The sequence below is a fragment of the Brucella sp. GW823-FHT04E01 genome (genome assembly GCF_058796175.1).
The window spans coordinates 410,043-433,018 of the sequence record NZ_JBXAIK010000004.1 but is presented as its reverse complement, the minus strand read 5'-3'; the positions used below and the strand labels follow the sequence as shown (position 1 = coordinate 433,018).

The window sequence follows — 22,976 nt, the reverse complement described above, 5'->3', positions numbered from 1 at the left end:
TGAACCGCGACTATTTCCCCTTTTGTCCCCAAACCGCACATTCTGAATTGACAAGCAAGGTTCATACCAGTTTTCATTCAAATACGCTTTCAGCTTGAAACGGCTGCGAGCGCACGGCTTATTCCTCTGTATGGACTCAGGTCCCATGTCGATGAGTGCCGTCTGAAGGCCAGATTGCTGTCAAGGATATCTCGCGCGTTGACCATGTGTTCCGCGGTTATTGACAGGGTTTAACGGGGGAGAATAACGCGTCGCATGGCTCTGTCGCCCAAGCTCGATTTCCGTCAATCGCAATCGCTGGTGATGACCCCCCAGCTGATGCAGTCGATCAAGCTGCTGCAGATGACGCATATGGAGCTGGAGCAATTTCTCGACATTGAAATTGAAAAAAATCCGCTGCTGGATCGAATTGAGGCAGCGAATGATGATTTTTCAGGCGCTGAATCAGCACGAGACGGTGCTGAAACCGGCGGAGAGGATGCGGCGTCGGACGACTCGCCGGATGGCGACTGGTTCAAAACAGGCGCTTCGGATAATGCCGAAAATCTCTCATCCACCTTCGACAGCTCGCTTGAAAATATCTTTCCGGATGATCCGGGTCGCTTCGACGAGATCGGTCCCGATCTTGCCGCGCAATGGAAATCGTCCGTCGGTGACGGATATGTTTCAGGTGGCAGTTACGACATCGATCAGGTTACGGCCAGCCGGATTTCATTGAGCGAGCACGTAGCGGAACAGATCACGCTGACTTTTTCCAAAGCGGCAGACCGGTTCATTGCGACGGCGCTCGCCGATGCACTGGACGAGAGCGGCTATCTGCGTGTCGATATTGTCGGTCTGGCCCAGAATCTTGGCGTGGAAACCGTCGAGATCGAGCGCGTTCTTGGAATGATGCAAGGCTTTGATCCGGCAGGACTTTTTGCCCGTGATCTGCGGGAGTGTCTGGCGATACAGCTGCGTCTAAAGGATCGGTTCGATCCAGCTATGGAGGCGTTGATCGACAATCTCGATCTTCTTGCACGGCGGGATTTCGCGACGCTCAAGAAGCTGTGCGGTGTCGATCAGGCCGATATCCTCGATATGCTGACCGAAATCCGCATGCTCGATCCGAAGCCGGGTGCTTTGTTCGAAATCTCCGTGGCCGATGCCATCGTGCCGGACGCACTGGTTACACCGTCGCGTGACGGTGGCTGGACTATTGAACTCAACGCAGCCGCAATGCCACGTCTTATCGTCAACAATGAATATTATGCAGAGGTGAGCACCTCGGTCAAAGCCGAAGAAAAAGCATTTCTCTCGGATTGCATGCAGACCGCGAACTGGCTCGTACGCAGTCTCGACCAGCGCGCGCGCACCATTCTCAAGGTAACACAGGAGATCGTCCGGCAGCAGGACGGCTTTCTGCGTCACGGCGTGACCCACTTGAAGCCGCTCAACCTGCGCACGGTTGCCGACGCGGTCGGTATGCATGAATCGACCATCAGCCGCGTGACGGCGAACAAATTCATGGCCACGCCGCGTGGCGTGTTTGAACTGCGCTATTTCTTTACGGCCTCCATTGCCTCATCCGAGGGCGGCGACGCTCATTCGTCGGAGAGCGTGCGCCATCGTATTCGGCAGATGATCGACGCCGAAAAGCCCGATGACGTGCTGTCCGATGATGCCATCGTGGATGCTCTGAAGAAGGACGGTGTGGATATCGCGCGAAGAACGGTCGCAAAATATCGGGAATCGATGAATATTGCTTCATCGGTTCAGCGCAGGCGTGAAAAGAAGGCAAGATTGTCAGCTTCCTGACTGCGTAGAGCATTTTGCATTCAGGTGGTATCACCTGACGTTGCATAAATGCGGTAATACAAACAGATAGAGCGGAAGCGCGAACGAATGTGAGCGCATTTCGCTCTAGCCAAAATGGTTCCACAGATTGCGCTGAGAAGGGACCGTTTTAAATTACCGATTGTACCTCTAGGGCCTTATTCCCGTATTCGAATAGGGGGGAATGCTCTAAAATTTTGGATCTGTAGCGCTGCTCTTTCAGAAAAATTCGATCTCGATTTGTGGAAAGATCAGCATTGCAAGAGGACCAACTGGCAGGAGGACCAATTGACAAGCGCCATTTCACCCAATAGAAGCCCGGCTCGCGTTGCGGCACGTGTCTGGACGCCCTCATTTCCAGGGCTTCCTGATAAGTCGTCAGCGTGAGTTGGCGAGATGTCAGCAGAAGCACTTGTGTTTCTACGATCGAAAATACGCCAAAGCAGAATTGAAGCATGTCTCCTCAAAGTAGAACCGGTTTGGGGATGAAGACATGGGTTGGACGTTTCCGCCGAATGCGTTTTGCAGACAACGTCCGATAATATCGCTGTAATTTCTGGAAGAAATTGCGGTTGTCCATATGTTTGAAGGAAGGGCAATGTGGCGTTCCGGGAAAATCGGGCCGGAAAAATCCGGGCAACGGACCAGCTACTGGGGCGTTACTTAAAAGAGCAATGTGCGGCAACCATCCCGTAAAGGGGCTATTGATTGGAGCAGTCACGACTTCGACGGCTTTTCGGAAGGTGTTTCAACGCCTCATCGGAAAGTGCGCCTGGCAAGCGTGCATGCACCATGAATTTAGTTGGAAAACGCACAGGACGAAAAGCATCTTTGATGCTGGTTCGCTTTGCGCTTCGCTCGCCTTGTGATTAGACTGAGTCCTGTGGTGTAACGCAAATGAGGTGTGCCAAATGACTCTGCGTGTATCTGGAAAGCATATGGACGTCGGTGAAGCTTTCACAACCCGGATCATTGATCGGGTGAATGAAGCAGTCGGCAAATATTTCGATCATGGCTTTTCCGGACAGGTTACGGTCACCAAGTCCGGTTCGCGTTACAGTGCGGATTGCACCTTGCACCTCGATAGTGGTGCAACTCTGCAAAGCACTGGCGACGCGCAGGATCCGCAGCTGGCTTTTGAAGCGGCCGCGGACAAGATCGAAACCCGCCTTCGCCGCTATAAGCGTCGTCTGAAATCGCGCCCGGCTACGCAGCCAGATGCGATCTATGATGACGTTGCATATCGTGTTATGGCACCGCTGTCGGAGGAAGAGGAGGATCTTCCGGCGGATTATGCGCCGACAATTGTTGCGGAATCGTCCGTCGCCCTGCGCACCATGTCGGTGGCGTCGGCGGTTGTGGAACTGGATCTGATCGAGAACCCGGTTCTGGTATTCCGCAATGCCGGCAATGATGAAGTTAACATCGTCTACCGTCGCGCGGACGGCAATATCGGCTGGGTCGATCCATCGATGGTCACCCGCCAGGCCGCGCCACGCGCCTGACGGCAAACCTGAAGCGCACGCAGCAGATCGCGATTAGGCGGCCGCGTGCGCTTCCCAAAACCGGGCCGCAAAGGCCTGATTGAAGAAGGAACGGAGAGAATGGATCTTAGTGATCTGATTCAGCCTGGGGCGATTATCCCGGCGCTGAAAGCCAGCTCCAAAAAACAGCTTTTGCAGATTCTGTCTGAAAAGGCTGCGGAACTGACCGGTCTCCCTGAGCGTGAAGTTTTCGAAACAATTCTCCAGCGTGAGCGCCTCGGTTCTACCGGGGTGGGCAATGGCGTTGCCATTCCGCACGGCAAGCTGGCGAACATCAACAAAATAGCCGGAATTTTCGCTCGTCTGGAAACCCCGGTCGATTTCGAGGCGCTGGACGATCAACCCGTCGATCTTGTTTTTCTGCTTCTCGCGCCGGAGAATGCCGGCGCGGATCACCTGAAGGCACTCTCGCGCATCGCCCGTATGCTGCGCGATGCCGATACGGTTGCCAAATTGCGCGGCACACATGACGCGCAGGCGCTCTATTCATTCCTGACAGCTCAGCCTGCTTCCAACGCCGCCTGAGTTCAAATAGTTTCTCGTAGACAAAACCGCCGTTCGGCTTGAACGGCGGTTTTGTTTGTTTGCTCGCAGAAACGAATTGGCAGGGAAGGAAAAAACAGTCCGAGCAGAAGCATATTTCTTCTGCCTCAAGACGACTTGCGGCATTTGTATACGCCACGATCTTCCGTACTGATTTCATACGGAAGCGCGATACCGGCGATGGCCGGTATCGCGTCTATCCTTAGTGCAGCATTACCGTGCGCAGTTCATGGTCTTGCGCGCCTTGTAGCGCGGTGGCGCGGACATCGGAGAGCACGATTGGCTCGCCGCTGGCGCCAAAAAGCGCCCAGAGTTCAAGGCCCGGCTCTATCGGTGGGAGGGCAGGGAAGCTGCGGGCAAGGTCATCTGAACGGATCTTGCGCACATAGGCAACTTCACCTTCGCCGAGATGGGCGAATTCATTTTCGGTGAATATATGTCTGTTCATGGTCTTAGCCTCCATTTCGTCGGCATGTCATTTGCGACCATGCCGCATCAGAGCTTCACATTCTCAATATAGCGGTATTGTGCTGAACAAAAACTGAACAAGCTCAGTCTTTCACCGCTATGCTGATTCGTTTAACCAGCCGTTCGGGTTCGGGGCGGTCGAGATCGATGGCCAAAAGGCCGTTTTTCAGGTCGCAACCGAGAACCCGCATACCGTCTGCCAGGACGAAAACGCGCTGAAACTGTCGGGCAGCGATGCCACGATGCAGAAATTCCCGTTCGGTATCGTCGGTCTGGCGTCCGCGGATGACGAGCTGATTGTCTTCCGTCATGACTTCGAGGTCTTCGCTGGCAAAACCGGCCACCGCCAAAGTGATGCGCAGACGTTCGGAACCCGTCTCGCCGCGCAGGCGTTCAATATTGTAGGGCGGATAACCGTCGCCGGATTTTGCGATCCGTTCCAGCGTTTTTTCCATCGTGTCGAATCCGAGCAGCAAAGGGCTCGAAAACGGTGTCATTCTTGTCATTGCATCAGTCCTTGATGAGAAGCGACCGTTATGAAGAGAACCCTTACGGCGTATCTCCTCGCTAACTGATATGGCTTGTGAAAAGCCTGACTTCAAGGGCCAATCCGGATTCCTTCGTTTCAACTTAAAACGAAGGAGAGGTTCAGGATACCCGGCAATATTAGGGTCAGGACCTATTAATCTGGTGAAAATGGTGTGAGGCCATCCATTCGGATACGAGGAGAAAAGGCGAAGGAAATGTGGTTCATTTTCGAGCTTTTTCGACAAAGTAGCCGGGTGGATGGACCACATCCTCTGGACACCGAAATGACTGGCGATCTGCTGCGTCGAACCGCTTGACCGGGGAAACCACCCCGTTCTTCGCGTCTCTCCTAGCAGCCCTTGTCATTTCAGGTGCCATTTCCATCAAATTAATAGGTCCTGACCCTAGGGTGTTGCTATCGTCGTGCTTCTGAAAGCGCTGCGCCGAAAGCTGTCGCAAAGCTTTCGCGATCATCCGGGGAGAGGAAGTTTCCGATCACTACACTCGCTTCACGGCTTTCGACGCTCATACCGGTAATTCCGATATCCGGCTTTCGCGCAACCTTGAATCGCGTCCAGAATGGATTGAAACGATGCGCAGTCAGCTTACCGGACGCTGCATATTTGCGAATATACAGGGTGGAACGCGACATGGAAATTTCCTCGCGGGCACGGGCTGCGCGGTAATTCCAGCGAAAAGCCAGATAGATCAGCAGTACATCGAGACCGAAAAATCCGAAGATCGGCCATGCGCCGATGGACCAGAAAAGAATACCGACGAACATCCAGCAGCCGATCAGAGCGCTCATCAATATGGTGAAGCCCGTACGTCCCAGCGAACGATAGGGGGTGAGGAGAGCTTCGAAAATGGGTTTGTCGAACCGGTCAGGTTCTGCGCCGTCTGGGTGATGCATAGCATTCAGGTCGTCTGGCAGATTGTCCCGGCCTATACTGGCCTGCGGCAAGCTGCTGATTGTTTTGTCGATCAAGAAACTATTATAGAGACGGAATGGAAAAGGCCAAAATCAAATCGCCTGTGAACGTCTCTGCCGCCACCCGCCCTCAACGTCGGGTGCGTGGTACGCTTTATACAGCAGACGAAATTCATGAGATATTTCGCCGTTTCTCCATTCAGAGACCGGAGCCGAAGGGCGAGCTTGAGCATGTGAATGCTTTTACGCTTCTTGTCGCCGTGGTCTTGTCGGCACAGGCCACCGATGCCGGGGTCAACAAGGCGACGCGCGGGCTCTTCGCAATTGCCGATACGCCGCAGAAAATGCTGGCGCTGGGCGAAGAGAAAGTCGGCGACCACATTCGCACCATTGGTCTTTGGCGGAACAAGGCAAAGAACGTCATTCTCCTGTCCGAAGCCTTAATCCGCGATCATGGCGGAGAAGTGCCGGGGGACCGGGACGAACTGGTAAAGCTGCCGGGTGTTGGCCGCAAGACTGCCAATGTGGTGCTGAATATGGCTTTCGGCCAGCCGACAATGGCGGTGGACACGCATATCCTGCGTATCGGCAATCGGATTGGTCTTGCGCCGGGAAAAACGCCAGAGGCCGTGGAAGCCATCCTCGTTCGGGTCATCCCCGCAGAATATATGCTTCATGCGCATCACTGGCTGATCTTGCATGGGCGTTACGTGTGCAAGGCGCGCAAGCCGGAATGCGAGAAATGTGTGATTGCCGATATCTGCAAATATCCGGCGAAAACCTGCGACATTCCTGCGCCGCTTATCCCCTTGCCACCGCAGGCGTGAGCCGGGCTTCGCGTTGCGAGACAGCCTTGTGCAGATGGACCATCATCGTTGCCGCGAAAAGCGGTGTCAGCAGATTGACGATGGGGATAGCCATGAAGCCTGCAATCAGCAGCCCGGCCAGAAAGACGGTTACGCTATAATGCGACCGTAGCGCCTTGGCCTCGGCTTCGGAATGATAACGCATAGCGGCAAACTCGAAGAATTCCCGCCCGAGCAGATAGGCATTGATGACGAAGAAGGCGATCAGATTGACGCCGGGTATGAACAGCATGAACAGGGCGACGATGTTGCCGAGGATGACGATACCGAGGAATTTCAGCGAAACAACGATAGAGCGGCCGGTCGGCAAAGGCGTACCGGGTGGATCGTTCGGATAGTCTTCGCGTTCGACCACTTCGGCGACGTCATCGAGAAAGAGACCTGCCACAAGTGCAGTGACAGGTGCGATCATCAATGCGAGAACAAGCGCCAGACCGAGGCCTGCGACAATGGCTGCAACAATGCCGAGCCAGCCTGCCCATTCCGGCATGCCGGGCAGTATCTGCTCCATCCACGGCCAGGCAAAAGTAAAAAAGATTTGACGAACTGCCGCCCAAAGACCGATCAGCAGCAACAGCGTCAAACCGAGGGTCTTCCAGAAAACTGCACGCAATTCTGGCGTGGTCAGGCGTTTCAGAGCTTTCAATGCAGCATCTAAGATCATTTTCGACCCAATTCCGACTGTGGACGAAGATGGAAATAGGTATGCCTTCATCTTGGCGCAAGCTGCACTACCCACAATGCGGGAGGCTTGCAGGGTAGCCAAAGGGGTTTCAAACCGCTAAACCGGCACCCACATGACTGCCGCATATCCGGCCCAACGCATGTCGCGGAAAAATGCATAGCGACTTTTCCGATGACGATCTGTTTTGCCGGATAGGAGACTAATTAAAAGGGGAGCTTCTCGCGCTCATGGCCACATTCGACGTTCTTTGCATCGGCAATGCCATTGTCGATATTCTTTCGCGCACTGATGACTCTTTTCTGGAAACGAATGGAATCGTCAAAGGCGCGATGAACCTGATCGATGCAGAGCGTGCTGAATTGCTCTATGGCCGGATTGCAGGTCCGGCAACAGAAATGTCGGGTGGCAGTGCCGGAAATACGGCAGCCGGCGTCGCGAGCCTTGGCGGACGCTCGGCCTATTTCGGCAAGGTTGCGACCGATCACCTGGGCCGTGTTTTCGCGCATGATATCCGCGCGCAAGGCGTTGCATTCGACACCCGTCCGCTGGAAAAGGGATCGCCGACTGCTCGCTCCATGATTTTCGTGACGCCGGATGGCGAACGCTCGATGAACACCTATCTCGGTGCCTGCGTGGAACTCGGACCGGAAGATGTCGAAACCTCCAAGGTGTCCGATGCGAAGGTGACCTATTTCGAAGGCTATCTGTGGGACCCGCCGCGCGCGAAGGAAGCCATCGTCATGGCATCGAAGATCGCGCACGAAAAGAAGCGCCAGATGGCGATGACGCTTTCCGATCCGTTCTGTGTCGACCGGTATCGCGAAGAGTTTCTGGAACTCATGCGCTCGCGCACTGTCGATATCGTTTTCGCCAATGAGGATGAGGCCAAGTCGCTCTATAAGACGAAGTCGCTTGAAACGGCGATTGCCTCCATGCGCATGGACTGCGCGCTTTCGATCATCACCCGTTCGGAAAAAGGTGCGGTCGTCGTCACACCTGACCAGACCTTGACCGTCCCAGCCATTGAAATCGACGCGCTGGTCGATACGACCGGCGCAGGCGATCTCTACGCAGCTGGTTTCCTTTACGGTTATACGAACGAGCGTTCACTGGAAGATTGCGCCCGTCTTGGTTCATTGGCGGCGGGGCTTATTATCCAGCAGATGGGGCCGCGTCCGCAGCTCAGCCTGCAGGCTGCTGCAGGTCAGGCTGGCCTTGTTTAAGATTTATTCCGGCCTGATGATCCGGTCGCGCTGAAGCTCTTCTTCAGTGCGTCCGGGGCGGCTTTTATAGACGGGCAATGTCCAGCCGAAATAAAGTGCGCCGCCGCGAATGAGAAACGCGGTCAGAGCCGCTGCAATCGCACATATAGCTGGCTCGACCTGCAACCAGGCAAGCAGGACATAGAGACACGCACCGGCAAGCGAAGCCGTGACATAGATTTCGCGACGCATTAGCACGGAAGGCTCGCCCGCCACCATATCGCGCAATATGCCGCCCAGAGTGGCTGTTGAAATGCCGGTCACAATGGCGACGGATGGTCCGAAACCGAGCGCCAGTCCCTTGGCTGCACCTATTACGGTATAGGCGGCCATACCAATGGCATCGAGCCAGAGCAGGACGCGATAGCGCGATTCGACCATGTGTGCGGTGAAATAGACAAAGATGGCCGCCAGCGTACCCGCCAGCAGATAAGTCGGCTCGACAACCCAGAAAACCGGTGCACCGAGGACGAGATCGCGGAACGTTCCGCCGCCAATACCGGTGATATTGGCAAGGAACAGAAAACCGATGATGTCGAGCTGGCGTCGCGATGCTGCAAGAGCGCCGGTCGCAGCGAAAACGAAAACGCCTGCGAAGTTCAAAAACTCAGGAATCGTCACGCTGCAGGTCTCCTCCACACTTCCAGTGACAATTTTTCACCGGTTCGCGCCAATAGCAATATGCACATTAGAGCATAATCCGACCGGAGTGAAACGAGGATCGATAAGATTATGATTAAAATAGAATAGGTTAGACCGCTGATCCGATCCAGTCAGATCGAAATGCGCTTTATCGCAAACTGGACTGCAGATATGAAAAGAGCGGCAGACAAAGCCGCCGCTCCAATACTCATCCGTTATTGCTGAAATAATCAGCCATTGCCTTCGGAAGCGCCATTGTCGGCAGTCGCCTTCGGGCCGCCTTTGGAGACACCGACCATGGCCGGGCGCAGAACACGGTCGCCGATGGCGTAACCATCTTGCACGACCTGCACGACGGTGTTGTTCGGCAAATCCGGATTAGGCACTTCGAACATGGCCTGATGGAAGTTCGGATCGAACTTCTCGCCTTCCGGTTCAAGTTTCTTGACGCCGTGACGCTCCAGAGCCTGCAGCATGGCGCGTTCGGTCATTTCGACGCCGTCTGCGAGCGACTTCAGGCTGGCATCGGTCGCCAGAGCATCAGCAGGAATAGCGTCGAGCGCGCGGCGGAGATTGTCAGAGACCGACAGCATGTCGCGAGCGAAGTTGGTCACGGCATAGGTGCGCGCATCTTGCACATCGCGCTGGGTGCGCTTGCGAAGGTTTTCCATCTCGGCTGCAGCACGCAGGAGCTGATCCTTCAGCTCGCCATTGTCAGCTTCGAGCATCGCGATCCGGTTTGCGGTTTCATCTACCGCCGCCTCAGCTTCATCCTCGGCAACTTCCGCACGAGCTTCAGCCTTGCGCGCTTTCAGAAAATCGTCGGCAGCTCGGTTCAGCGCCTCACGATCCCGGGGATTGTTGATGTCGCGCTGCTCAAGATCGGGGTTCTGGGATTTGTTTTTTTCGTCAGCCATAATGCTACTTCCGTCTTGAATATCTTCTGGGGCGGATATCGAGTTTCATGCCAGTAAAATCAAGGTCTATTTTCAGGGACTTGGTTTGTCCCGGCAAATCTCACAGTTACCGCAGGAGCCGGGAAACGATCTGAGCGGTGTAGTCCACCATGGGAACGATCCGCGCATAGTTGAGCCGTGTGGGCCCAATGACTCCCAGAGCACCAATAACCCTTTGCTCGCTGTCGCGATAGGGGGCGACCACCAGCGATGAGCCGGAAAGGGAGAAAAGCTTGTTCTCCGAACCAATGAAGATGCGGACACCCGAACCGGCTTCCGCGAGATCGAGAAGCTGGACCATGCCGTCCTTGGTTTCGAGATCATCGAACAGATGGCGCAGGCGCTCGATGTCTTCCTGCGCATGGATATTTTCCAGAAGATTAGCGCGTCCGCGAACAATCAGCCGTGCCGGTTGATCCGTTCCGGCACCGCTCCAGACCGCCAGCCCTTGGGCAACAAGTTCCTGCGATAGCTGATCGAGTTCCTGCCGTGTTTCTTCCGTCAGCTTTTTCAATTCGGCTTTGGCTTCGGAAAGCGTGTGGCCATGGATGTGTGCGTTGAGAAAGTTCGATGCCTCGACCAGCTGCGAATTGCTGATGCCGACGGGCAGATTGACGACGCGGTTTTCGACATCGCCGTTCTGCATGACAAGAACAGCCAGTGCCCGTGTCGGTTCGAGGCGAACGAATTCGATGTGTTTCAGCGCACCTTCCGCCTTGGTGGCAAGCACGAGGCCCGCGCCGCGCGACAGACCTGAAAGAACCTGACTTGCTTCGGTCAGAACGCTTTCGACAGAATTGTTCATACCGGCGGAACGAACCTGCGCCTCAATGGAGGAGCGTTCCTCCGGCGGCAGATCGCCCACTTCGAGAAACGCGTCGACAAAGAAGCGTAGCCCGATCTGGGTCGGCAGGCGCCCGGCTGAGACATGCGGTGCGTAGATGAGACCCAGATGCTCGAGATCGCTCATCACATTGCGGATCGTGGCAGGTGAAAGCGTGTGTGGCAGCAGTCGTGAGAGATTGCGCGAGCCAAGCGGATCGCCATCGTTCAGATAGGTTTCCACAATCAGCCGGAAAATATCGCGCGAACGCTGGTCGAGCGAACTCAAAAGCTGGTGTTCCGGCGTTTTCATCATAATATGGTCGCGAACCCTAGTGTGGCTTTGAATCCGAAATTCGTTCACAGCGCTGTTCCCAGGTGATGCGAATTTCGGATTCGCCACACTGGAAATAGCATACGCCAAATATAAGGTCGCAAGTCAAAGCGTCAAAGCCTTTAGGCTATAGTGACAGGCCTCTCAACATCTCTGACGGTTTTTCGGGCAGAATGGCTTTCTATTTGCGACCGGGAAGCCTAAAAAGCCGCACCGGAAAAATGAATCGAGGAATTTTCTATGCGTCCATCCAAGCGTGCGGCTGACGAAATGCGTGCCGTTTCTTTCGAACGCGGCATCTCCAAACATGCCGAAGGTTCCTGCCTCGTCAAGTTTGGCGATACGCATGTGTTGTGCACCGCAAGCCTTGAGGAAAAGGTGCCGGGCTGGATGCGCAATACGGGCAAGGGCTGGGTCACGGCGGAATACGGCATGCTGCCGCGTTCGACCGGCGACCGCATGCGCCGCGAAGCCGCTGCCGGTAAGCAGGGCGGACGCACGCAGGAAATCCAGCGTCTGATCGGACGCTCCTTGCGCGCCGTCGTGGACATGCAGGCGCTTGGCGAAGTACAGATCACGGTAGATTGCGATGTCATTCAGGCCGATGGCGGCACGCGGACGGCAGCCATCACCGGCGGCTGGGTAGCGCTTCATGAATGCCTGCGCTGGATGGAAGCACGCCAGATGGTGCGCGTCGAGAAGGTTCTGAAAGATCATATCGCGGCGATTTCTTGCGGCATCTATGAGGGCGAGCCGGTGCTTGATCTCGACTATGCCGAAGACTCTGTCGCCGAGACCGACAGCAATTTCGTTATGACCGGCAAGGGCGGAATTGTTGAAATTCAGGGAACGGCGGAAGGTGCACCTTTCTCGGAAGAAGAGTTTGCCAATCTGATGAAGCTCGCTCGCGGCGGCATTGATCGCCTTGTGTCCTTGCAGAAGATGGCTGTCGCCTGATAGGAACGAGGTCTGCTCCATATATCGAGGAGACCTCTTCCATGCGCGCAGCACGCATCCTTGAAACCGCGCTCTATGTCCGCGATGTCGCGGAGGCTATAGAGTTCTATCACGGCATTATGGGTCTGGAGCCGGTTGGGAAAGTCAGCGAGCGCAACGCATTTTTCCGGTGCGGCGACGGCATATTGCTTCTCTTCAAGGCCGAAGAGACATTGAAGCCGCCATTGCCAGAGCACTTGCCCGTGCCGTCCCATGGCACAAGCGGTCCCGGCCATGTATGTTTTGCTGCAAGCCGCGAGGAGATGGAACGCTGGCGCAACCATCTGGCAAAACATGGCATAGCAATCGAGGCCGAGTTCGACTGGCCGAATGGTGCGCATTCGATCTACTTCCGTGATCCGTCCGGCAATTCATTGGAGATTGCCGAACCCAAACTGTGGAACTGAAAATGAGAAAACTGGAACAGGGCAAGCTGATCGTCGCTTCGCACAATGCGGGCAAGCTGAAGGAGTTCGACGGTCTGATCGGTCCGTTCGGCTTCGAAGTCAGTTCGGTTGCCGCTCTTGGCCTGCCTGAGCCGGACGAGACCGGCACCACGTTTGAGGAAAACGCCTATATCAAGGCTCTTGCTGCGGCTGAGGCCACCGGATTGCCTGCATTGTCCGACGATTCCGGCATGATGGTCGATGCGCTCGATGGCGATCCGGGAGTCTACACGGCAAACTGGGCCGAGACTGAAGACGGCACACGCGATTTCGACATGGCGATGCAAAAGGTCGAGAACCTGCTGCAAGAAAAGGCTGCCGTTGCGCCACAGCAGCGCAAGGCGCGTTTCGTATCGGTCATCTGCCTTGCCTGGCCCGATGGGGAGGCTGAATATTTCCGTGGCGAAGTCGAGGGCGCGATTGTCTGGCCGCCACGTGGCACTACGGGTTTCGGTTTCGACCCGATTTTCCTGCCCGATGGCTATGAAAAGACTTTCGGCGAAATGACTGCCGATGAGAAGCACGGCTGGAAGCCAGGTGATGCTTCGGCCCTGTCGCACCGTGCCCGTGCTTTCAAGCTTTTCGCCGAAAAAGTGCTTAATGTGGAGCCGGCATCCGCAAAATGAACAAGCTGTTTCCCCCTTTGCAGGCAATAGATGCTGCTCGCGCAAATGCCGCCGGGTCGATCCCAATCGCGCGTGCAAATGGGGAAAATGCGTTTGGCGTTTACCTGCATTGGCCATTCTGTCTGGCCAAATGCCCTTACTGTGACTTCAACAGCCATGTTCGTCACAAGCCGGTCGATCAGGCGCGTTTTTCGGAAGCATTTCTTCGCGAGATGGAAATCTTGCGTGAGCGCACCGGCCCACGCACGATCACCAGCATATTCCTGGGTGGCGGCACACCGTCGCTGATGCAGCCGGAAACCGTGGGTGCACTTCTCGATGGGATCGCGTCCCATTGGTCGGTAGCGCCCGATATTGAGGTGACGCTGGAGGCCAATCCGACCAGCGTGGAGGCAGACCGTTTTCGCGGCTATCGCGCGGCAGGCGTTAATCGCGTGTCGCTTGGCATTCAGGCACTCAACGATCCCGATTTGCGCCGTCTCGGACGCATGCATTCGGTCGAGGAAGCCAAGGCGGCCATTCGGTTGGCACGTGAGATTTTCCCGCGCCTGTCCTTCGATCTGATCTATGCACGCCCGAACCAGACAATCGAGGACTGGCGGGAGGAACTGAAAGAGGCCATCGGGCTTGCTGCCGATCATCTTTCGCTCTATCAGCTGACGATCGAGGAAGGCACACAGTTCTATAATCTCTGGAAGGCTGGCAAGCTGACGACGCCCGAGCCGGATCACGCCGCAGCGCTTTATGAGGAAACGCAAAGGGTCACGGCAGAGCACGGCCTTCCTGCCTATGAAATCTCCAACCATGCGGTGCCGGGGCGCGAGTCACAGCACAATCTCGTCTATTGGCGTTACGGGCAATATGTCGGCATCGGTCCCGGCGCGCATGGGCGTTTCGTAGAGAATGATATTCGTACCGTCACCATGACCGAAAAACATCCGGAAACCTGGCTGGATAAGGTCGAACGCAATGGCCACGGCATTATCGAAGAAGAATATCTCGATGGCGGACAGGAAGGCGACGAGTTCCTGATGATGGGCTTGCGTTTACGCGAAGGCATCGATCTTGCCCGTTATGAGCGACTTTCTGGCCATGCAGTTGATGAAAAGCGACTTGCGAAACTGATCGCGGAAGGCATGATCGAGCCGATGAGCGGCAGCATCATTCGCGCAACGCCAGATGGTGCGCTGGTGCTCGACGCGCTGGTTGCCGACTTGGCGGCATAAGGAACTTATAATGACGGACGAAGCAGGCGAGGGGCGACGGGAATATGTGGTTGGCGGCACGACAATGCGCGCCCGGCCACTGGAGCCTGCTCTTTATATCGTCTCGACCCCCATCGGAAATCTCGGCGATATGACGCTGCGCGGTATCGAAACGCTGGCGTCCGTCGATATTCTGGCTTGCGAAGATACGCGTGTAACCCGCGTTCTGCTCGACCGCTATGGTATAGCGCGCCGCCCCATCAGCTATCATGAGCACAATGCCGCCGAAGCCGGTGAAAAGCTGATAGCGGCGCTCTCAGCGGGCAAAAGCGTTGCGCTGGTGTCCGATGCCGGAACGCCGCTCGTCTCCGATCCCGGTTTCCGTCTGGTGGGCGAAGCGCGCGAGGCGGGCATTCGTGTCGTGCCTATTCCGGGTGCTTCCGCCGTTCTGGCCGCACTTGCCGCTTCGGGCCTGCCGACCGACGCCTTCATGTTCTGCGGCTTTCTGCCGTCCAAGCATGGACAAAAACAGTCGAAGCTCGAAAGCCTCAAGGGCATCGATGCGACGCTGGTTTTTTATGAATCGCCAAACCGGACAGCGGCAACGCTGGCGGAAATGGCCGAAGTGTTCGGGCCGGATCGTATGGGCGCGCTCTGCCGTGAACTGACCAAGGCCTACGAGACCATTCGCACTGCGCCGCTGGGCGAGCTTGCAGCCGAGTTTGACGGCGAAGATCGCATTCGCGGTGAAGTCGTTCTGCTAGTGGGGCCGCCAACGGGCAACGCCGTTCCGCAAAGCGAGGAAGACATCGACAAGCTGCTGCTGTCGCTTGCCGCCGAACTGCCGCCATCCAAGGCCGCAGGCGAGGCAGCCCGCATGACCGGCGGACAGAAATCGGTTCTCTATCAGCGTCTCATGCAATTGAAATCGGATCAGCGATGACAGACCTCCGCGAGAAAAAGCGAACTGCTTTCTTTCGCGGACACAGCACCGAACGTTTTGCTTCAGTGCTTCTTCTTCTGAAAGGTTTTCGGATCGTCGCCCGGCGCTATCGGACAAGGCTCGGCGAAATCGATCTGATCGCCCGGCGTGGCAATCTGATTTTGATCGTTGAGGTCAAGGCGCGGAGCAGTCTGGAAGCAGCACACCTCGCTGTCACGCCGCAGGCCATGCGCCGCATCGAAGCCGCAGCCGATCTCTGGCTGCAACGCCAGCCCGACCATGCCCGCCTGTCGCTGCGTTTCGATCTGATTGCCGTGCTGCCGCGACGGTGGCCCAAACATATTCCGGCATTCTTCACGAGCGGCAACTACTGATAAGTCTATGTAAATCCTATAAAAATTGTGGGGTATATTTCCGGCATTACGGGAAATTAAAATCCCGTATTCCTCTGTTTTGAGGAAAAGTGATGCTCGCCGTCATTTTCACGCGCAAGCCCATTTCTTATAAAATCACGTCGCTCAACGGATAATGGCGCCAACTTTTACAAGACGCATTTCCGCACGCGAAACCAGTATCCACTTTCGCTGGAAATGCTCCCAAGGATGGCGCCGTGTCTCTATCGCAAAAGCGTTTACTGGCTGATTTTCCTGCCTTCTTCCGGGTATCGGAAGAGGTGGTTGTCGTCGTTGGCGGCGGCGAGGAAGCTTTGAACAAGGCGCGCCTTGTGGCGCAGACTTCGGCGCGACTTCGCATCGTTGCCGAAGAAACAGAACATCATCTGGCCGAGTTCATCGCAGGCCACGGCGCGGAGCATGTGGCTGCACCTTTCGCGCCTGAGCATCTCGATGGCGCAAAGCTGGTTTTTGTCGCAACCGGCGATGAAGCGCAGGATCGCGCCATTGCTGCTGCCGCGAAGGCGCAAAAAATTCCGGTCAATGTGGTTGACCGTCCCGCACTTTGCGATTTTCTGACGCCCGCCATCGTCAACCGTGCGCCGGTCACCATTGCTATCGGTTCGGAAGGGACAGCCCCGGTTCTGGCGCAGATGGTGCGCGCGCGGATTGATGCCGCGTTCTCGCCGCGTCTGGGCGAGCTTGCGCATTTTGCCGAAAGCTGGCGTCCGCTGGTCGAGCGCGCCTTGCCCAAGGGGCTGGCACGCCGCAGCTTCTGGCGCGGGTTCTTTTCGGGCCGTGTCGCCCATGCCATCGAGAATGGCGACCGGGAGGAAGCGCAGAAAGCCGCGAACGACCTGATCAAGCAGCGCGACAATGTCGCCGGTTATGTCTGGCTGGTCGGTGCCGGTCCGGGTGCCGAAGACCTGCTGACCCTGCGCGCCCATCGCGCCTTGATGGAAGCCGATGTGATTGTGCATGATGCGCTGGTGCCGGAAGGTGTCATCGCCATGGGTCGCCGCGATGCGGAGCGTCTTGCCGTCGGCAAGCGCAAAGGCTGCCATTCCAAAAGTCAGGAAGAGATCAACCGCCTGCTGGTTGCGCTGGGCCGCGAAGGCAAGCGCGTTGTGCGGCTGAAATCGGGCGATCCGCTGGTGTTCGGACGTGCAGGTGAAGAAATGGCCGCACTGCGTGCCGCCGGTATCGGATTCGAAATCGTTCCCGGCATCACTTCTGCCTTTGCCGCCGCAGCCGACATGGAACTGCCGCTGACGCTGCGCGGTGTCGCCTCGTCGCTGGTGTTCACTACCGGTCATGACATGACCGGCGACGTGCTGCCGGGCTGGGCGAAGCTCGCCGTCTCCGGCGCAACCATTGCCGTCTATATGGGCTCGACCGTCGCGGCATCGGTTGCCGCGCGGCTGATGGGTGCGGGCCTGCACGAAGATACCGCCGTGGCGGTGGTGGAAAATGCGAGCCGGCAGGACAAGCGCCTGTTCCACGGTACGCTGAAGGATTTGCCGGATCTGGAAAGCCGCAAGGAGCTTTCCGGTCCGGTCATGGTGATCATTGGCGATGCGGTCGCCGGTGCCGCAATCGACAAAGCCGAAGCGCTGGCCCTCAAGCCGGTATCCGTCGCAGCCTAAACCTGCGGGATGCGCGGTTAACAAAAGTTTGGAGTTTGGAAATGGTTGTAAAAGTTCTCACTGCAAACCGGCTGATCGACGGACAGGCTGTTTGGCTCGGTGCTGACGGGTCGTGGCAGGAGACCATCGACGGCGCGCTGATCGCCCGCCATGCCGAAGCTGTCACGGCGCTTGAAGATGCGGGCAAGCTTGCAGCGAAGGCCAATCTGGTTGTCGATGTGAATGTGATCGATGTCGAGGAGCGCGAGGAGGGGCTTTACCCGATCCGCCTACGCGAACGCATCCGCCTTTCCGGCCCGACCATCGTGACCTTTGGCGATTTGCCCCTCGAAAAGCCTGAATTGAAGCGCGCCTCCTGATTGTGGATTTGGACCTAGCCTATGTATCGTTACGATGAATTCGACCGCGATTTTGTTGCGGCCCGCGTTGCCCAGTTCAAGGATCAGGTCGAGCGCCGTCTGGCCGGAGAACTGACGGAAGACCAGTTCAAACCGCTGCGTCTGATGAACGGTCTCTATCTGCAACTGCACGCCTATATGCTGCGTGTGGCAATTCCCTATGGCACGCTGTCGAGCCGCCAGCTACGCAAGCTCGGTCACATTGCCCGCGTCTATGACCGCGGCTTCGGCCATTTCACCACGCGCCAGAATATCCAGTATAACTGGCCTGCGCTGAAGGATGTGCCGCGTATTCTGGAAGAGCTGGCGGAAGTCGAAATGCACGCCATCCAGACCTCCGGCAATTGCATTCGCAACGTGACGGCTGATCATTTCGCGGGCGCTGCCGCCGACGAAGTGGCCGATCCGCGCCCATTCGCCGAAATTTTGCGCCAGTGGTCGTCGCTGCATCCGGAGTTTTCCTATCTGCCGCGCAAGTTCAAGATTGCCATCGTCGGCTCGGACCACGACCGCGCCGCCATTCAGGTGCATGACATCGGCTTGCAGCTGAAGAAGAACGAGGCGGGCGATCTGGGGCTGGCTGTCTATATTGGCGGCGGTCAGGGCCGCACGCCGATGGTGGCGAAGAAAATCCGCGACTTCCTGCCCATCGAGGACATGCTGACCTATGTGACGGCCATCGTGCGCGTTTACAATCTGCATGGCCGTCGCGACAACAAATACAAGGCGCGCATCAAGATTCTCGTCCATGAAACGGGCGTTGAAGAGCTGACCCGTGAGATCGATGCCGAGTGGGACGAAATCCGCAATGGCGAATTGAAGCTGCCGCAGCGCGATATCGACGCCATCGAAAGCTATTTCCGCATGCCGAACTTGCCGCAACGGCCGGAAGGTTGGGAAATTCTGGCTGTCACCCAGAAGGCCGATGCGGAATTTGCAAGTTGGGTGGCGCGCAATGTCACGCCGCACAAGAACCCGGATTATGCGGTCGTCACCATTTCGCTCAAGCCCATTGGCGGTATTCCGGGTGACGCAAGCGCTGAACAGATGGAGCTGGTGGCGGATATTGCCGAGACCTATTCCTTTGATGAAATCCGCGTCAGCCACGAGCAGAATCTGGTTCTGCCGCATGTGGCCAAGGCCGATCTCGCAGCCGTCTACGATCTGCTGCAATCGGACGGTCTGGTGACGCCGAATGCCGGTCTCATCACCGATATCATCGCCTGCCCCGGTCTCGATTATTGCGCCCTTGCCAATGCACGCTCCATTCCGGTGGCGCAGCGCATTTCGGAGCGCTTCGGCGACCAGCAGCGCCAGCTTGAGATCGGCGATCTCAAGATCAAGATTTCCGGCTGCATCAATGCCTGCGGTCATCACCATGTCGGCCATATCGGCATTCTGGGCGTCGAGAAGAAGGGCGAAGAGCTTTATCAGATCACGCTTGGCGGTTCGGCGGACGAGTATTCGACTATCGGTGACATCACCGGTCGCGGCTTCTCGTCGGAAGAGGTGGTTGATGCCATCGAAACAGTTGTGGACACCTATCTGTCCTTGCGGGAAAGCCCGGAAGAAACCTTCCTTACCGCCTATCGCCGCGTCGGCATGGAGCCGTTCAAACAAGCGCTTTATGGAGAAATAAGCCGTGCAGCTTGATGCTGAAGAAAGTGCTGCCGCCGAAGCCCGCCTTTTGGAGGCAAGCCACGGTGCGTCTTCCCCGCAGGATGTGATCGCGCTCGTCACGCGTGAACTCTATGAGGGGCAGATCGCGGTCGTGTCTTCCTTCGGCGCGGAATCGGCTGTGCTTTTGCATATGATCTCGCAAATCGATCCGGCGACGCCGGTTCTGTTTCTCGATACGGGCAAGCATTTTCGGGCGACACTTGATTATCGTCATGATCTGGTGGACCGGCTGGGATTGACCGATGTGCAGGATATTCTGCCGCTGGAAGACAGTGTCAGGACGGAAGACCCGTTTGGCGCTTTGTCGATGACCGACAAGGATCGCTGCTGCTTCATCCGCAAGGTCGAGCCGATGGCGCGCGCCGTGGCCCCTTATCGGGCCTGGATGACGGGCCGCAAGCAGTTTCAGGCATCGACGCGCGAAAGCCTGCCGGTGTTTGAATCGGTCGGTTCGCGCATTCGTATCAATCCGCTGGCGCGTTTGCAGGCAGCCGATCTCAAGGCCTATGCCGAAAAACACGACCTGCCGCCGCATCCGCTGATCGCGCAGGGCTATCGTTCCATCGGCTGCATGCCCTGCACACGGCCCGTGAGCGAGGGCGAGGATCAGCGAGCCGGACGCTGGGCCGGATCGGAAAAGACAGAATGCGGCATCCATCTGTCGGGTCTGTCCGATAGTTTGAAGAATTTGGGAGCAGGTGACCGGAAATGAGCGATATCAACGAAACCAAACTCTGGTCTGCCGAGGGCTTTCGCGAGGACGACTATGTCTTTGCCGACGATCTTGAAATGGCGGGCGATGCCCCGGCAATCATCATTCCGCTGGCCGTCTGGCTCGGACTGGATGAGGAGCGCCGCCGCGCCTCCAATCGCCGGATCGGCGTTTCGGTGGCGCCGGGCGAAGCCATTGATCCGCTTCTGGATGATCTGGGCAGTGTGCCGCTGATCGCCTTGCAGTTTCCGGCCTTTAATGACGGGCGTTCCTATTCCAAGGCGGAGATTTTGCGCCGCGAAGGCTTTGCGGGTGAGTTGCGCGCCGTTGGCGACGTGCTGATCGATCAGGCCGCCCTGATGCTGCGGACCGGTTTCGACAGCCTTCAGGTGACCAACAAGGTGGCGCAGGGCCGTCTTGGCGAAAATCGTCTGGTCGATACGCCCGGCTATTATCAGCCAGGACGCGGTTCTGTGCCGGAAGAGGCTGGGTTCGCCTGGCGTCGCGTCAAGGCAAGTTAGGCACATCACTCAAATTTGCCATTTTTCTGCGGGCCTTGATGCGCTAGACACGCCTCACCAACTTCAGGGAGTCGCGGTGTGATCCGGCATATTGTTTTCTTCAGTGTCAAAGAAGGTCAGGATATAGAGACTGTCAAAAAGGGGCTGGAGCAACTCGGCACCATTCCTCATGCTGACCTTTTTGAAGTTCTGCCGAATTCCAGGGTCGATCCGATGTGTGACCGCATTGATCTCGTGGTCTATGCCGAGTTCAAAGATGAGGAAGCGCTTTTCGCTTTTAAGAAACATCCGACCTATGACGCGACGACGCAACTGGTGCGTCCGATGCGCGAATTGCGCTTTTCAGCCGATGTTTTGACAGACAAGCGTTAAAGCATTTCCAGCAAAAGTGCGAAGCGGTTTTGCGTTCGGAAATGCGTAAAAATAACTACCAGTCGGCCTGTGGTCTTTCCTGTAACGGCAGGCCGCCGAAAAGATCAGGCTCGCTGGACGTTCTCGCTCGTTCGATATTGAGGAGCTTGAGTTTTGTTGCCGTTCCGCCTGCTGCGGAAAAGCCGCCGACCTTGCCATTGGCACCGAGCACCCGGTGACAGGGCACAATGATTGGAAACGGGTTTTTGCCCAGTGCATAACCGACAGCCTGCGAGAGACTTACGTCATCGATCCGTCGGGCAATCGCACCATAGGTCGTTGTCTCGCCCGGTTTCAGCTCAAGGATAATTTCATAGACCTGCCGGTTGAGATCGGGCTGGGCATCCAGCGCCAGCGGTGTACCTGAAAAATCGACATCGGTGCCTGCCAGAAGCGCGCGCACACCTTGGATTGCATTGCTGACGAAGGAGGGCTCGTTGATATCTTCGGCACCGGGGAACCGCTCGCCGAGCCGATAGCGGGTTTCCTTCTCGTCAGCATCCCCGATCTCGACGCCCACAATCTTCTGTCCGCGCCATGCAATGCCGCACGGTCCGATCTCTGTTTCGAAAATGGTGACGCCTGACGATTCCATGGAAGTCATATTAACATGGTTTTGAACGGGACAAATGCCGGTTATCGGGCAACGATAGGAACGTTCACGTGAAAAGTCGTAACAATTGCGAAAAATGGCGCAGCGAAATGGTTGAAGAACGACACAAATAATGATTGTGTGATGGCGACCGGCCAATGCCCTTAAATGGCCAAACGGATTGACGAGAGTTTCCGGCACCTGTCACGGCGGGCGCGGAACCAAGGAATTTAAATGGACGATTACGAGCGATATGCCACAGGGTTGATGATCGTTTTTGGCGCGCTGATTATCGGCGGCCTCATGGCGGCCAACCTGTACCACGGCGACAAGCCGGGCTTTTTATTCGCGCTGGGCGCTGCGGTTGTCAGCTGGTTCGCGGCTTTCGCCGTCCTGTTTGACAAGCCACGCGTTTATGGCGTGATGATTGCGGTTGCGATCGGTCTGGTTGCGGCTTCAATCGGTGCTTATGTCACCTGATTTTTGTACCGTATGATTAAGAAAAAAAGCCCCGGTTTTCCGGGGCTTTTTCGTTTTAGAGATATGGCGAATAGCACTGGCGCCGTGGCCCATAGTTGGGCTGGAACGTATTATCGTAGGCTCGGTAGGAACGATAACGGTTGTAGCACCACCGCACATGCGGGTTGCCGCCGCGATAGACCGGTGCCGGACGGTAGCGATAAGCAGGCGGCGGTCCCCAGTAACGGCGATCATAGCGATAGTATGGGCGGTAACGCGGACGATCATGCCGCCAGTGTCGACGATGCTCCCGCCAATAGCGGCGGTCACCACGATAATCGTAATACTGAACGTTCTGAACATTCGGTGCTGGAGCCTGGGCGGACGGTGTCGCCATCAAAGACGGCTGCGCCGCATTCGCAGTTCCGGCAGCAGCGGATAGTCCCATGCCGAGTGACAAACATGCGGCAAACAGAGAATAAGCAAACCTTTTCATCGGTCTCTCCTCACAGCGCATACCGAAAAATGTGAAACGGTTTTCGGATAAGATGCG

27 protein-coding genes are annotated in these 22,976 nt (G+C 56.6%); 18 read left to right on the top strand and 9 right to left on the bottom strand.

What is annotated here, in order from left to right; all coding sequences use genetic code 11:
* Positions 1–255 precede the first annotated feature (255 nt).
* The 3 genes from rpoN to ptsN all read left to right on the top strand — a co-directional run bounded on the left by rpoN (position 256) and on the right by ptsN (position 3,884).
* Positions 256–1,797, top strand: a complete 1,542-nt coding sequence (rpoN, locus tag AC1RHM_RS17215; protein WP_010658004.1) for an RNA polymerase factor sigma-54 — start codon at positions 256–258, stop codon at positions 1,795–1,797.
* Positions 1,798–2,726: 929 nt separating this feature from the next.
* Positions 2,727–3,320, top strand: coding sequence for a ribosome hibernation-promoting factor, HPF/YfiA family (gene hpf / locus AC1RHM_RS17210; protein ID WP_010658005.1), 594 nt, complete (start codon positions 2,727–2,729; stop codon positions 3,318–3,320).
* 99 nt (positions 3,321–3,419) lie between these two features.
* Positions 3,420–3,884: a PTS IIA-like nitrogen regulatory protein PtsN gene (gene ptsN, locus AC1RHM_RS17205; protein ID WP_006465889.1), complete on the top strand. Its 465-nt coding sequence runs from the start codon at positions 3,420–3,422 to the stop codon at positions 3,882–3,884.
* A 220-nt stretch (positions 3,885–4,104) separates the two neighbouring features.
* On the opposite strand, the gene AC1RHM_RS17200 is transcribed toward ptsN, so the two are convergent.
* The 3 genes from AC1RHM_RS17200 to AC1RHM_RS17190 form a co-directional block, all read right to left on the bottom strand.
* Positions 4,105–4,350 (bottom strand): BQ00720 family protein, encoded by a 246-nt coding sequence (locus AC1RHM_RS17200; RefSeq protein ID WP_010658006.1) that lies wholly within the window; start codon positions 4,348–4,350, stop codon positions 4,105–4,107.
* Between the two features lie 103 nt (positions 4,351–4,453).
* Positions 4,454–4,876, bottom strand: coding sequence for an Hsp20 family protein (locus AC1RHM_RS17195; protein ID WP_010658007.1), 423 nt, complete (start codon positions 4,874–4,876; stop codon positions 4,454–4,456).
* Between the two features lie 437 nt (positions 4,877–5,313).
* A complete protein-coding gene (locus tag AC1RHM_RS17190; RefSeq protein ID WP_010658008.1) occupies positions 5,314–5,811 on the bottom strand; it encodes a DUF2244 domain-containing protein in 498 nt (165 codons plus the stop codon).
* Positions 5,812–5,906: 95 nt separating this feature from the next.
* Between AC1RHM_RS17190 and nth the strand changes: the two genes are divergently transcribed.
* On the top strand, positions 5,907–6,656 hold the full coding sequence (gene nth / locus AC1RHM_RS17185; protein WP_010658009.1) for an endonuclease III: 750 nt from the start codon (positions 5,907–5,909) through the stop codon (positions 6,654–6,656).
* Here nth and AC1RHM_RS17180 read toward each other — a convergent pair.
* On the bottom strand, positions 6,631–7,359 hold the full coding sequence (locus tag AC1RHM_RS17180; RefSeq protein ID WP_010658010.1) for a sulfate transporter family protein: 729 nt from the start codon (positions 7,357–7,359) through the stop codon (positions 6,631–6,633). The two genes, nth and AC1RHM_RS17180, sit on opposite strands and share 26 nt — an antisense overlap.
* A 248-nt stretch (positions 7,360–7,607) precedes the next feature.
* Here AC1RHM_RS17180 and AC1RHM_RS17175 point away from each other — a divergent pair, with 248 nt between their 5' ends.
* A complete protein-coding gene (locus AC1RHM_RS17175) occupies positions 7,608–8,603 on the top strand; it encodes an adenosine kinase (protein ID WP_010658011.1) in 996 nt (331 codons plus the stop codon).
* Positions 8,604–8,606: 3 nt separating this feature from the next.
* Here AC1RHM_RS17175 and AC1RHM_RS17170 read toward each other — a convergent pair whose 3' ends face one another.
* The 3 genes from AC1RHM_RS17170 to hrcA form a co-directional block, all read right to left on the bottom strand.
* The gene (locus AC1RHM_RS17170; protein ID WP_010658012.1) at positions 8,607–9,263 is read right to left on the bottom strand and encodes a trimeric intracellular cation channel family protein; all 657 of its coding nucleotides are present in this window, start codon (positions 9,261–9,263) and stop codon (positions 8,607–8,609) included.
* A 251-nt stretch (positions 9,264–9,514) separates the two neighbouring features.
* Positions 9,515–10,201 carry a nucleotide exchange factor GrpE gene (gene grpE, locus AC1RHM_RS17165; protein ID WP_010658013.1) on the bottom strand — a complete coding sequence of 229 codons (687 nt, stop codon included), beginning with the start codon at positions 10,199–10,201 and terminating at the stop codon, positions 9,515–9,517.
* Positions 10,202–10,307: 106 nt separating this feature from the next.
* Positions 10,308–11,378 carry a heat-inducible transcriptional repressor HrcA gene (hrcA, locus tag AC1RHM_RS17160; RefSeq protein WP_010658014.1) on the bottom strand — a complete coding sequence of 357 codons (1,071 nt, stop codon included), beginning with the start codon at positions 11,376–11,378 and terminating at the stop codon, positions 10,308–10,310.
* Between the two features lie 258 nt (positions 11,379–11,636).
* Here hrcA and rph point away from each other — a divergent pair, with 258 nt between their 5' ends.
* The 12 genes from rph to AC1RHM_RS17100 all read left to right on the top strand — a co-directional run bounded on the left by rph (position 11,637) and on the right by AC1RHM_RS17100 (position 21,333).
* Positions 11,637–12,353: a ribonuclease PH gene (gene rph / locus AC1RHM_RS17155; RefSeq protein WP_010658015.1), complete on the top strand. Its 717-nt coding sequence runs from the start codon at positions 11,637–11,639 to the stop codon at positions 12,351–12,353.
* A 41-nt stretch (positions 12,354–12,394) separates the two neighbouring features.
* A complete protein-coding gene (locus AC1RHM_RS17150; RefSeq protein ID WP_010658016.1) occupies positions 12,395–12,799 on the top strand; it encodes a VOC family protein in 405 nt (134 codons plus the stop codon).
* Between the two features lie 2 nt (positions 12,800–12,801).
* Positions 12,802–13,464 carry an RdgB/HAM1 family non-canonical purine NTP pyrophosphatase gene (gene rdgB, locus AC1RHM_RS17145; RefSeq protein WP_010658017.1) on the top strand — a complete coding sequence of 221 codons (663 nt, stop codon included), beginning with the start codon at positions 12,802–12,804 and terminating at the stop codon, positions 13,462–13,464.
* Positions 13,461–14,690 carry a radical SAM family heme chaperone HemW gene (gene hemW / locus AC1RHM_RS17140; protein WP_010658018.1) on the top strand — a complete coding sequence of 410 codons (1,230 nt, stop codon included), beginning with the start codon at positions 13,461–13,463 and terminating at the stop codon, positions 14,688–14,690. The genes rdgB and hemW overlap by 4 nt, the downstream gene beginning before the upstream one ends.
* 10 nt (positions 14,691–14,700) lie before the next feature.
* Positions 14,701–15,612, top strand: a complete 912-nt coding sequence (rsmI, locus tag AC1RHM_RS17135; protein ID WP_010658019.1) for a 16S rRNA (cytidine(1402)-2'-O)-methyltransferase — start codon at positions 14,701–14,703, stop codon at positions 15,610–15,612.
* Entirely contained in the window at positions 15,609–15,986 is a 378-nt protein-coding gene (locus AC1RHM_RS17130; RefSeq protein WP_492332604.1) for a YraN family protein, read from the top strand. The genes rsmI and AC1RHM_RS17130 overlap by 4 nt, the downstream gene beginning before the upstream one ends.
* A gap of 236 nt (positions 15,987–16,222) precedes the next feature.
* Complete coding sequence (cysG, locus tag AC1RHM_RS17125) at positions 16,223–17,650, top strand: siroheme synthase CysG (protein WP_029375857.1); 1,428 nt, start codon at positions 16,223–16,225, stop codon at positions 17,648–17,650.
* Between the two features lie 41 nt (positions 17,651–17,691).
* Complete coding sequence (locus tag AC1RHM_RS17120; RefSeq protein WP_010658022.1) at positions 17,692–18,009, top strand: DUF2849 domain-containing protein; 318 nt, start codon at positions 17,692–17,694, stop codon at positions 18,007–18,009.
* A gap of 21 nt (positions 18,010–18,030) precedes the next feature.
* The gene (locus tag AC1RHM_RS17115) at positions 18,031–19,701 is read left to right on the top strand and encodes a nitrite/sulfite reductase (protein ID WP_010658023.1); all 1,671 of its coding nucleotides are present in this window, start codon (positions 18,031–18,033) and stop codon (positions 19,699–19,701) included.
* Complete coding sequence (locus AC1RHM_RS17110; RefSeq protein WP_010658024.1) at positions 19,691–20,440, top strand: phosphoadenylyl-sulfate reductase; 750 nt, start codon at positions 19,691–19,693, stop codon at positions 20,438–20,440. Before AC1RHM_RS17115 ends, AC1RHM_RS17110 begins: the two co-directional genes overlap by 11 nt.
* Entirely contained in the window at positions 20,437–20,961 is a 525-nt protein-coding gene (locus AC1RHM_RS17105) for a DUF934 domain-containing protein (RefSeq protein WP_010658025.1), read from the top strand. The genes AC1RHM_RS17110 and AC1RHM_RS17105 overlap by 4 nt, the downstream gene beginning before the upstream one ends.
* A gap of 78 nt (positions 20,962–21,039) precedes the next feature.
* Positions 21,040–21,333: a Dabb family protein gene (locus AC1RHM_RS17100; RefSeq protein WP_010658026.1), complete on the top strand. Its 294-nt coding sequence runs from the start codon at positions 21,040–21,042 to the stop codon at positions 21,331–21,333.
* 55 nt (positions 21,334–21,388) lie between these two features.
* On the opposite strand, the gene AC1RHM_RS17095 is transcribed toward AC1RHM_RS17100, so the two are convergent.
* Positions 21,389–21,967: a methylated-DNA--[protein]-cysteine S-methyltransferase gene (locus AC1RHM_RS17095; RefSeq protein ID WP_010658027.1), complete on the bottom strand. Its 579-nt coding sequence runs from the start codon at positions 21,965–21,967 to the stop codon at positions 21,389–21,391.
* 231 nt (positions 21,968–22,198) lie between these two features.
* Between AC1RHM_RS17095 and AC1RHM_RS17090 the strand changes: the two genes are divergently transcribed.
* On the top strand, positions 22,199–22,444 hold the full coding sequence (locus AC1RHM_RS17090) for a hypothetical protein (RefSeq protein ID WP_010658028.1): 246 nt from the start codon (positions 22,199–22,201) through the stop codon (positions 22,442–22,444).
* A 55-nt stretch (positions 22,445–22,499) separates the two neighbouring features.
* Here AC1RHM_RS17090 and AC1RHM_RS17085 read toward each other — a convergent pair whose 3' ends face one another.
* Positions 22,500–22,919 (bottom strand): BA14K family protein, encoded by a 420-nt coding sequence (locus tag AC1RHM_RS17085; RefSeq protein ID WP_010658029.1) that lies wholly within the window; start codon positions 22,917–22,919, stop codon positions 22,500–22,502.
* Between the last annotated feature and the right edge of the window lie 57 nt (positions 22,920–22,976).

Coding starts and splice junctions, on each gene's coding strand:
- AC1RHM_RS17085 (WP_010658029.1), bottom strand. CDS start 22,919: ATGAAAAGGTTTGCTTATTCTCTGTTTGCCGCATGTTTGTCACTCGGC.
- AC1RHM_RS17195 (WP_010658007.1), bottom strand. CDS start 4,876: ATGACAAGAATGACACCGTTTTCGAGCCCTTTGCTGCTCGGATTCGAC.
- grpE (WP_010658013.1), bottom strand. CDS start 10,201: ATGGCTGACGAAAAAAACAAATCCCAGAACCCCGATCTTGAGCAGCGC.
- AC1RHM_RS17175 (WP_010658011.1), top strand. CDS start 7,608: ATGGCCACATTCGACGTTCTTTGCATCGGCAATGCCATTGTCGATATT.
- AC1RHM_RS17200 (WP_010658006.1), bottom strand. CDS start 4,350: ATGAACAGACATATATTCACCGAAAATGAATTCGCCCATCTCGGCGAA.
- rdgB (WP_010658017.1), top strand. CDS start 12,802: ATGAGAAAACTGGAACAGGGCAAGCTGATCGTCGCTTCGCACAATGCG.
- AC1RHM_RS17150 (WP_010658016.1), top strand. CDS start 12,395: ATGCGCGCAGCACGCATCCTTGAAACCGCGCTCTATGTCCGCGATGTC.
- AC1RHM_RS17095 (WP_010658027.1), bottom strand. CDS start 21,967: ATGGAATCGTCAGGCGTCACCATTTTCGAAACAGAGATCGGACCGTGC.
- rpoN (WP_010658004.1), top strand. CDS start 256: ATGGCTCTGTCGCCCAAGCTCGATTTCCGTCAATCGCAATCGCTGGTG.
- hrcA (WP_010658014.1), bottom strand. CDS start 11,378: ATGATGAAAACGCCGGAACACCAGCTTTTGAGTTCGCTCGACCAGCGT.
- ptsN (WP_006465889.1), top strand. CDS start 3,420: ATGGATCTTAGTGATCTGATTCAGCCTGGGGCGATTATCCCGGCGCTG.
- rsmI (WP_010658019.1), top strand. CDS start 14,701: ATGACGGACGAAGCAGGCGAGGGGCGACGGGAATATGTGGTTGGCGGC.
- AC1RHM_RS17090 (WP_010658028.1), top strand. CDS start 22,199: ATGGACGATTACGAGCGATATGCCACAGGGTTGATGATCGTTTTTGGC.
- nth (WP_010658009.1), top strand. CDS start 5,907: ATGGAAAAGGCCAAAATCAAATCGCCTGTGAACGTCTCTGCCGCCACC.
- rph (WP_010658015.1), top strand. CDS start 11,637: ATGCGTCCATCCAAGCGTGCGGCTGACGAAATGCGTGCCGTTTCTTTC.
- AC1RHM_RS17180 (WP_010658010.1), bottom strand. CDS start 7,359: ATGATCTTAGATGCTGCATTGAAAGCTCTGAAACGCCTGACCACGCCA.
- AC1RHM_RS17105 (WP_010658025.1), top strand. CDS start 20,437: ATGAGCGATATCAACGAAACCAAACTCTGGTCTGCCGAGGGCTTTCGC.
- hpf (WP_010658005.1), top strand. CDS start 2,727: ATGACTCTGCGTGTATCTGGAAAGCATATGGACGTCGGTGAAGCTTTC.
- AC1RHM_RS17130 (WP_492332604.1), top strand. CDS start 15,609: ATGACAGACCTCCGCGAGAAAAAGCGAACTGCTTTCTTTCGCGGACAC.
- AC1RHM_RS17190 (WP_010658008.1), bottom strand. CDS start 5,811: ATGCATCACCCAGACGGCGCAGAACCTGACCGGTTCGACAAACCCATT.
- hemW (WP_010658018.1), top strand. CDS start 13,461: ATGAACAAGCTGTTTCCCCCTTTGCAGGCAATAGATGCTGCTCGCGCA.
- AC1RHM_RS17120 (WP_010658022.1), top strand. CDS start 17,692: ATGGTTGTAAAAGTTCTCACTGCAAACCGGCTGATCGACGGACAGGCT.
- AC1RHM_RS17115 (WP_010658023.1), top strand. CDS start 18,031: ATGTATCGTTACGATGAATTCGACCGCGATTTTGTTGCGGCCCGCGTT.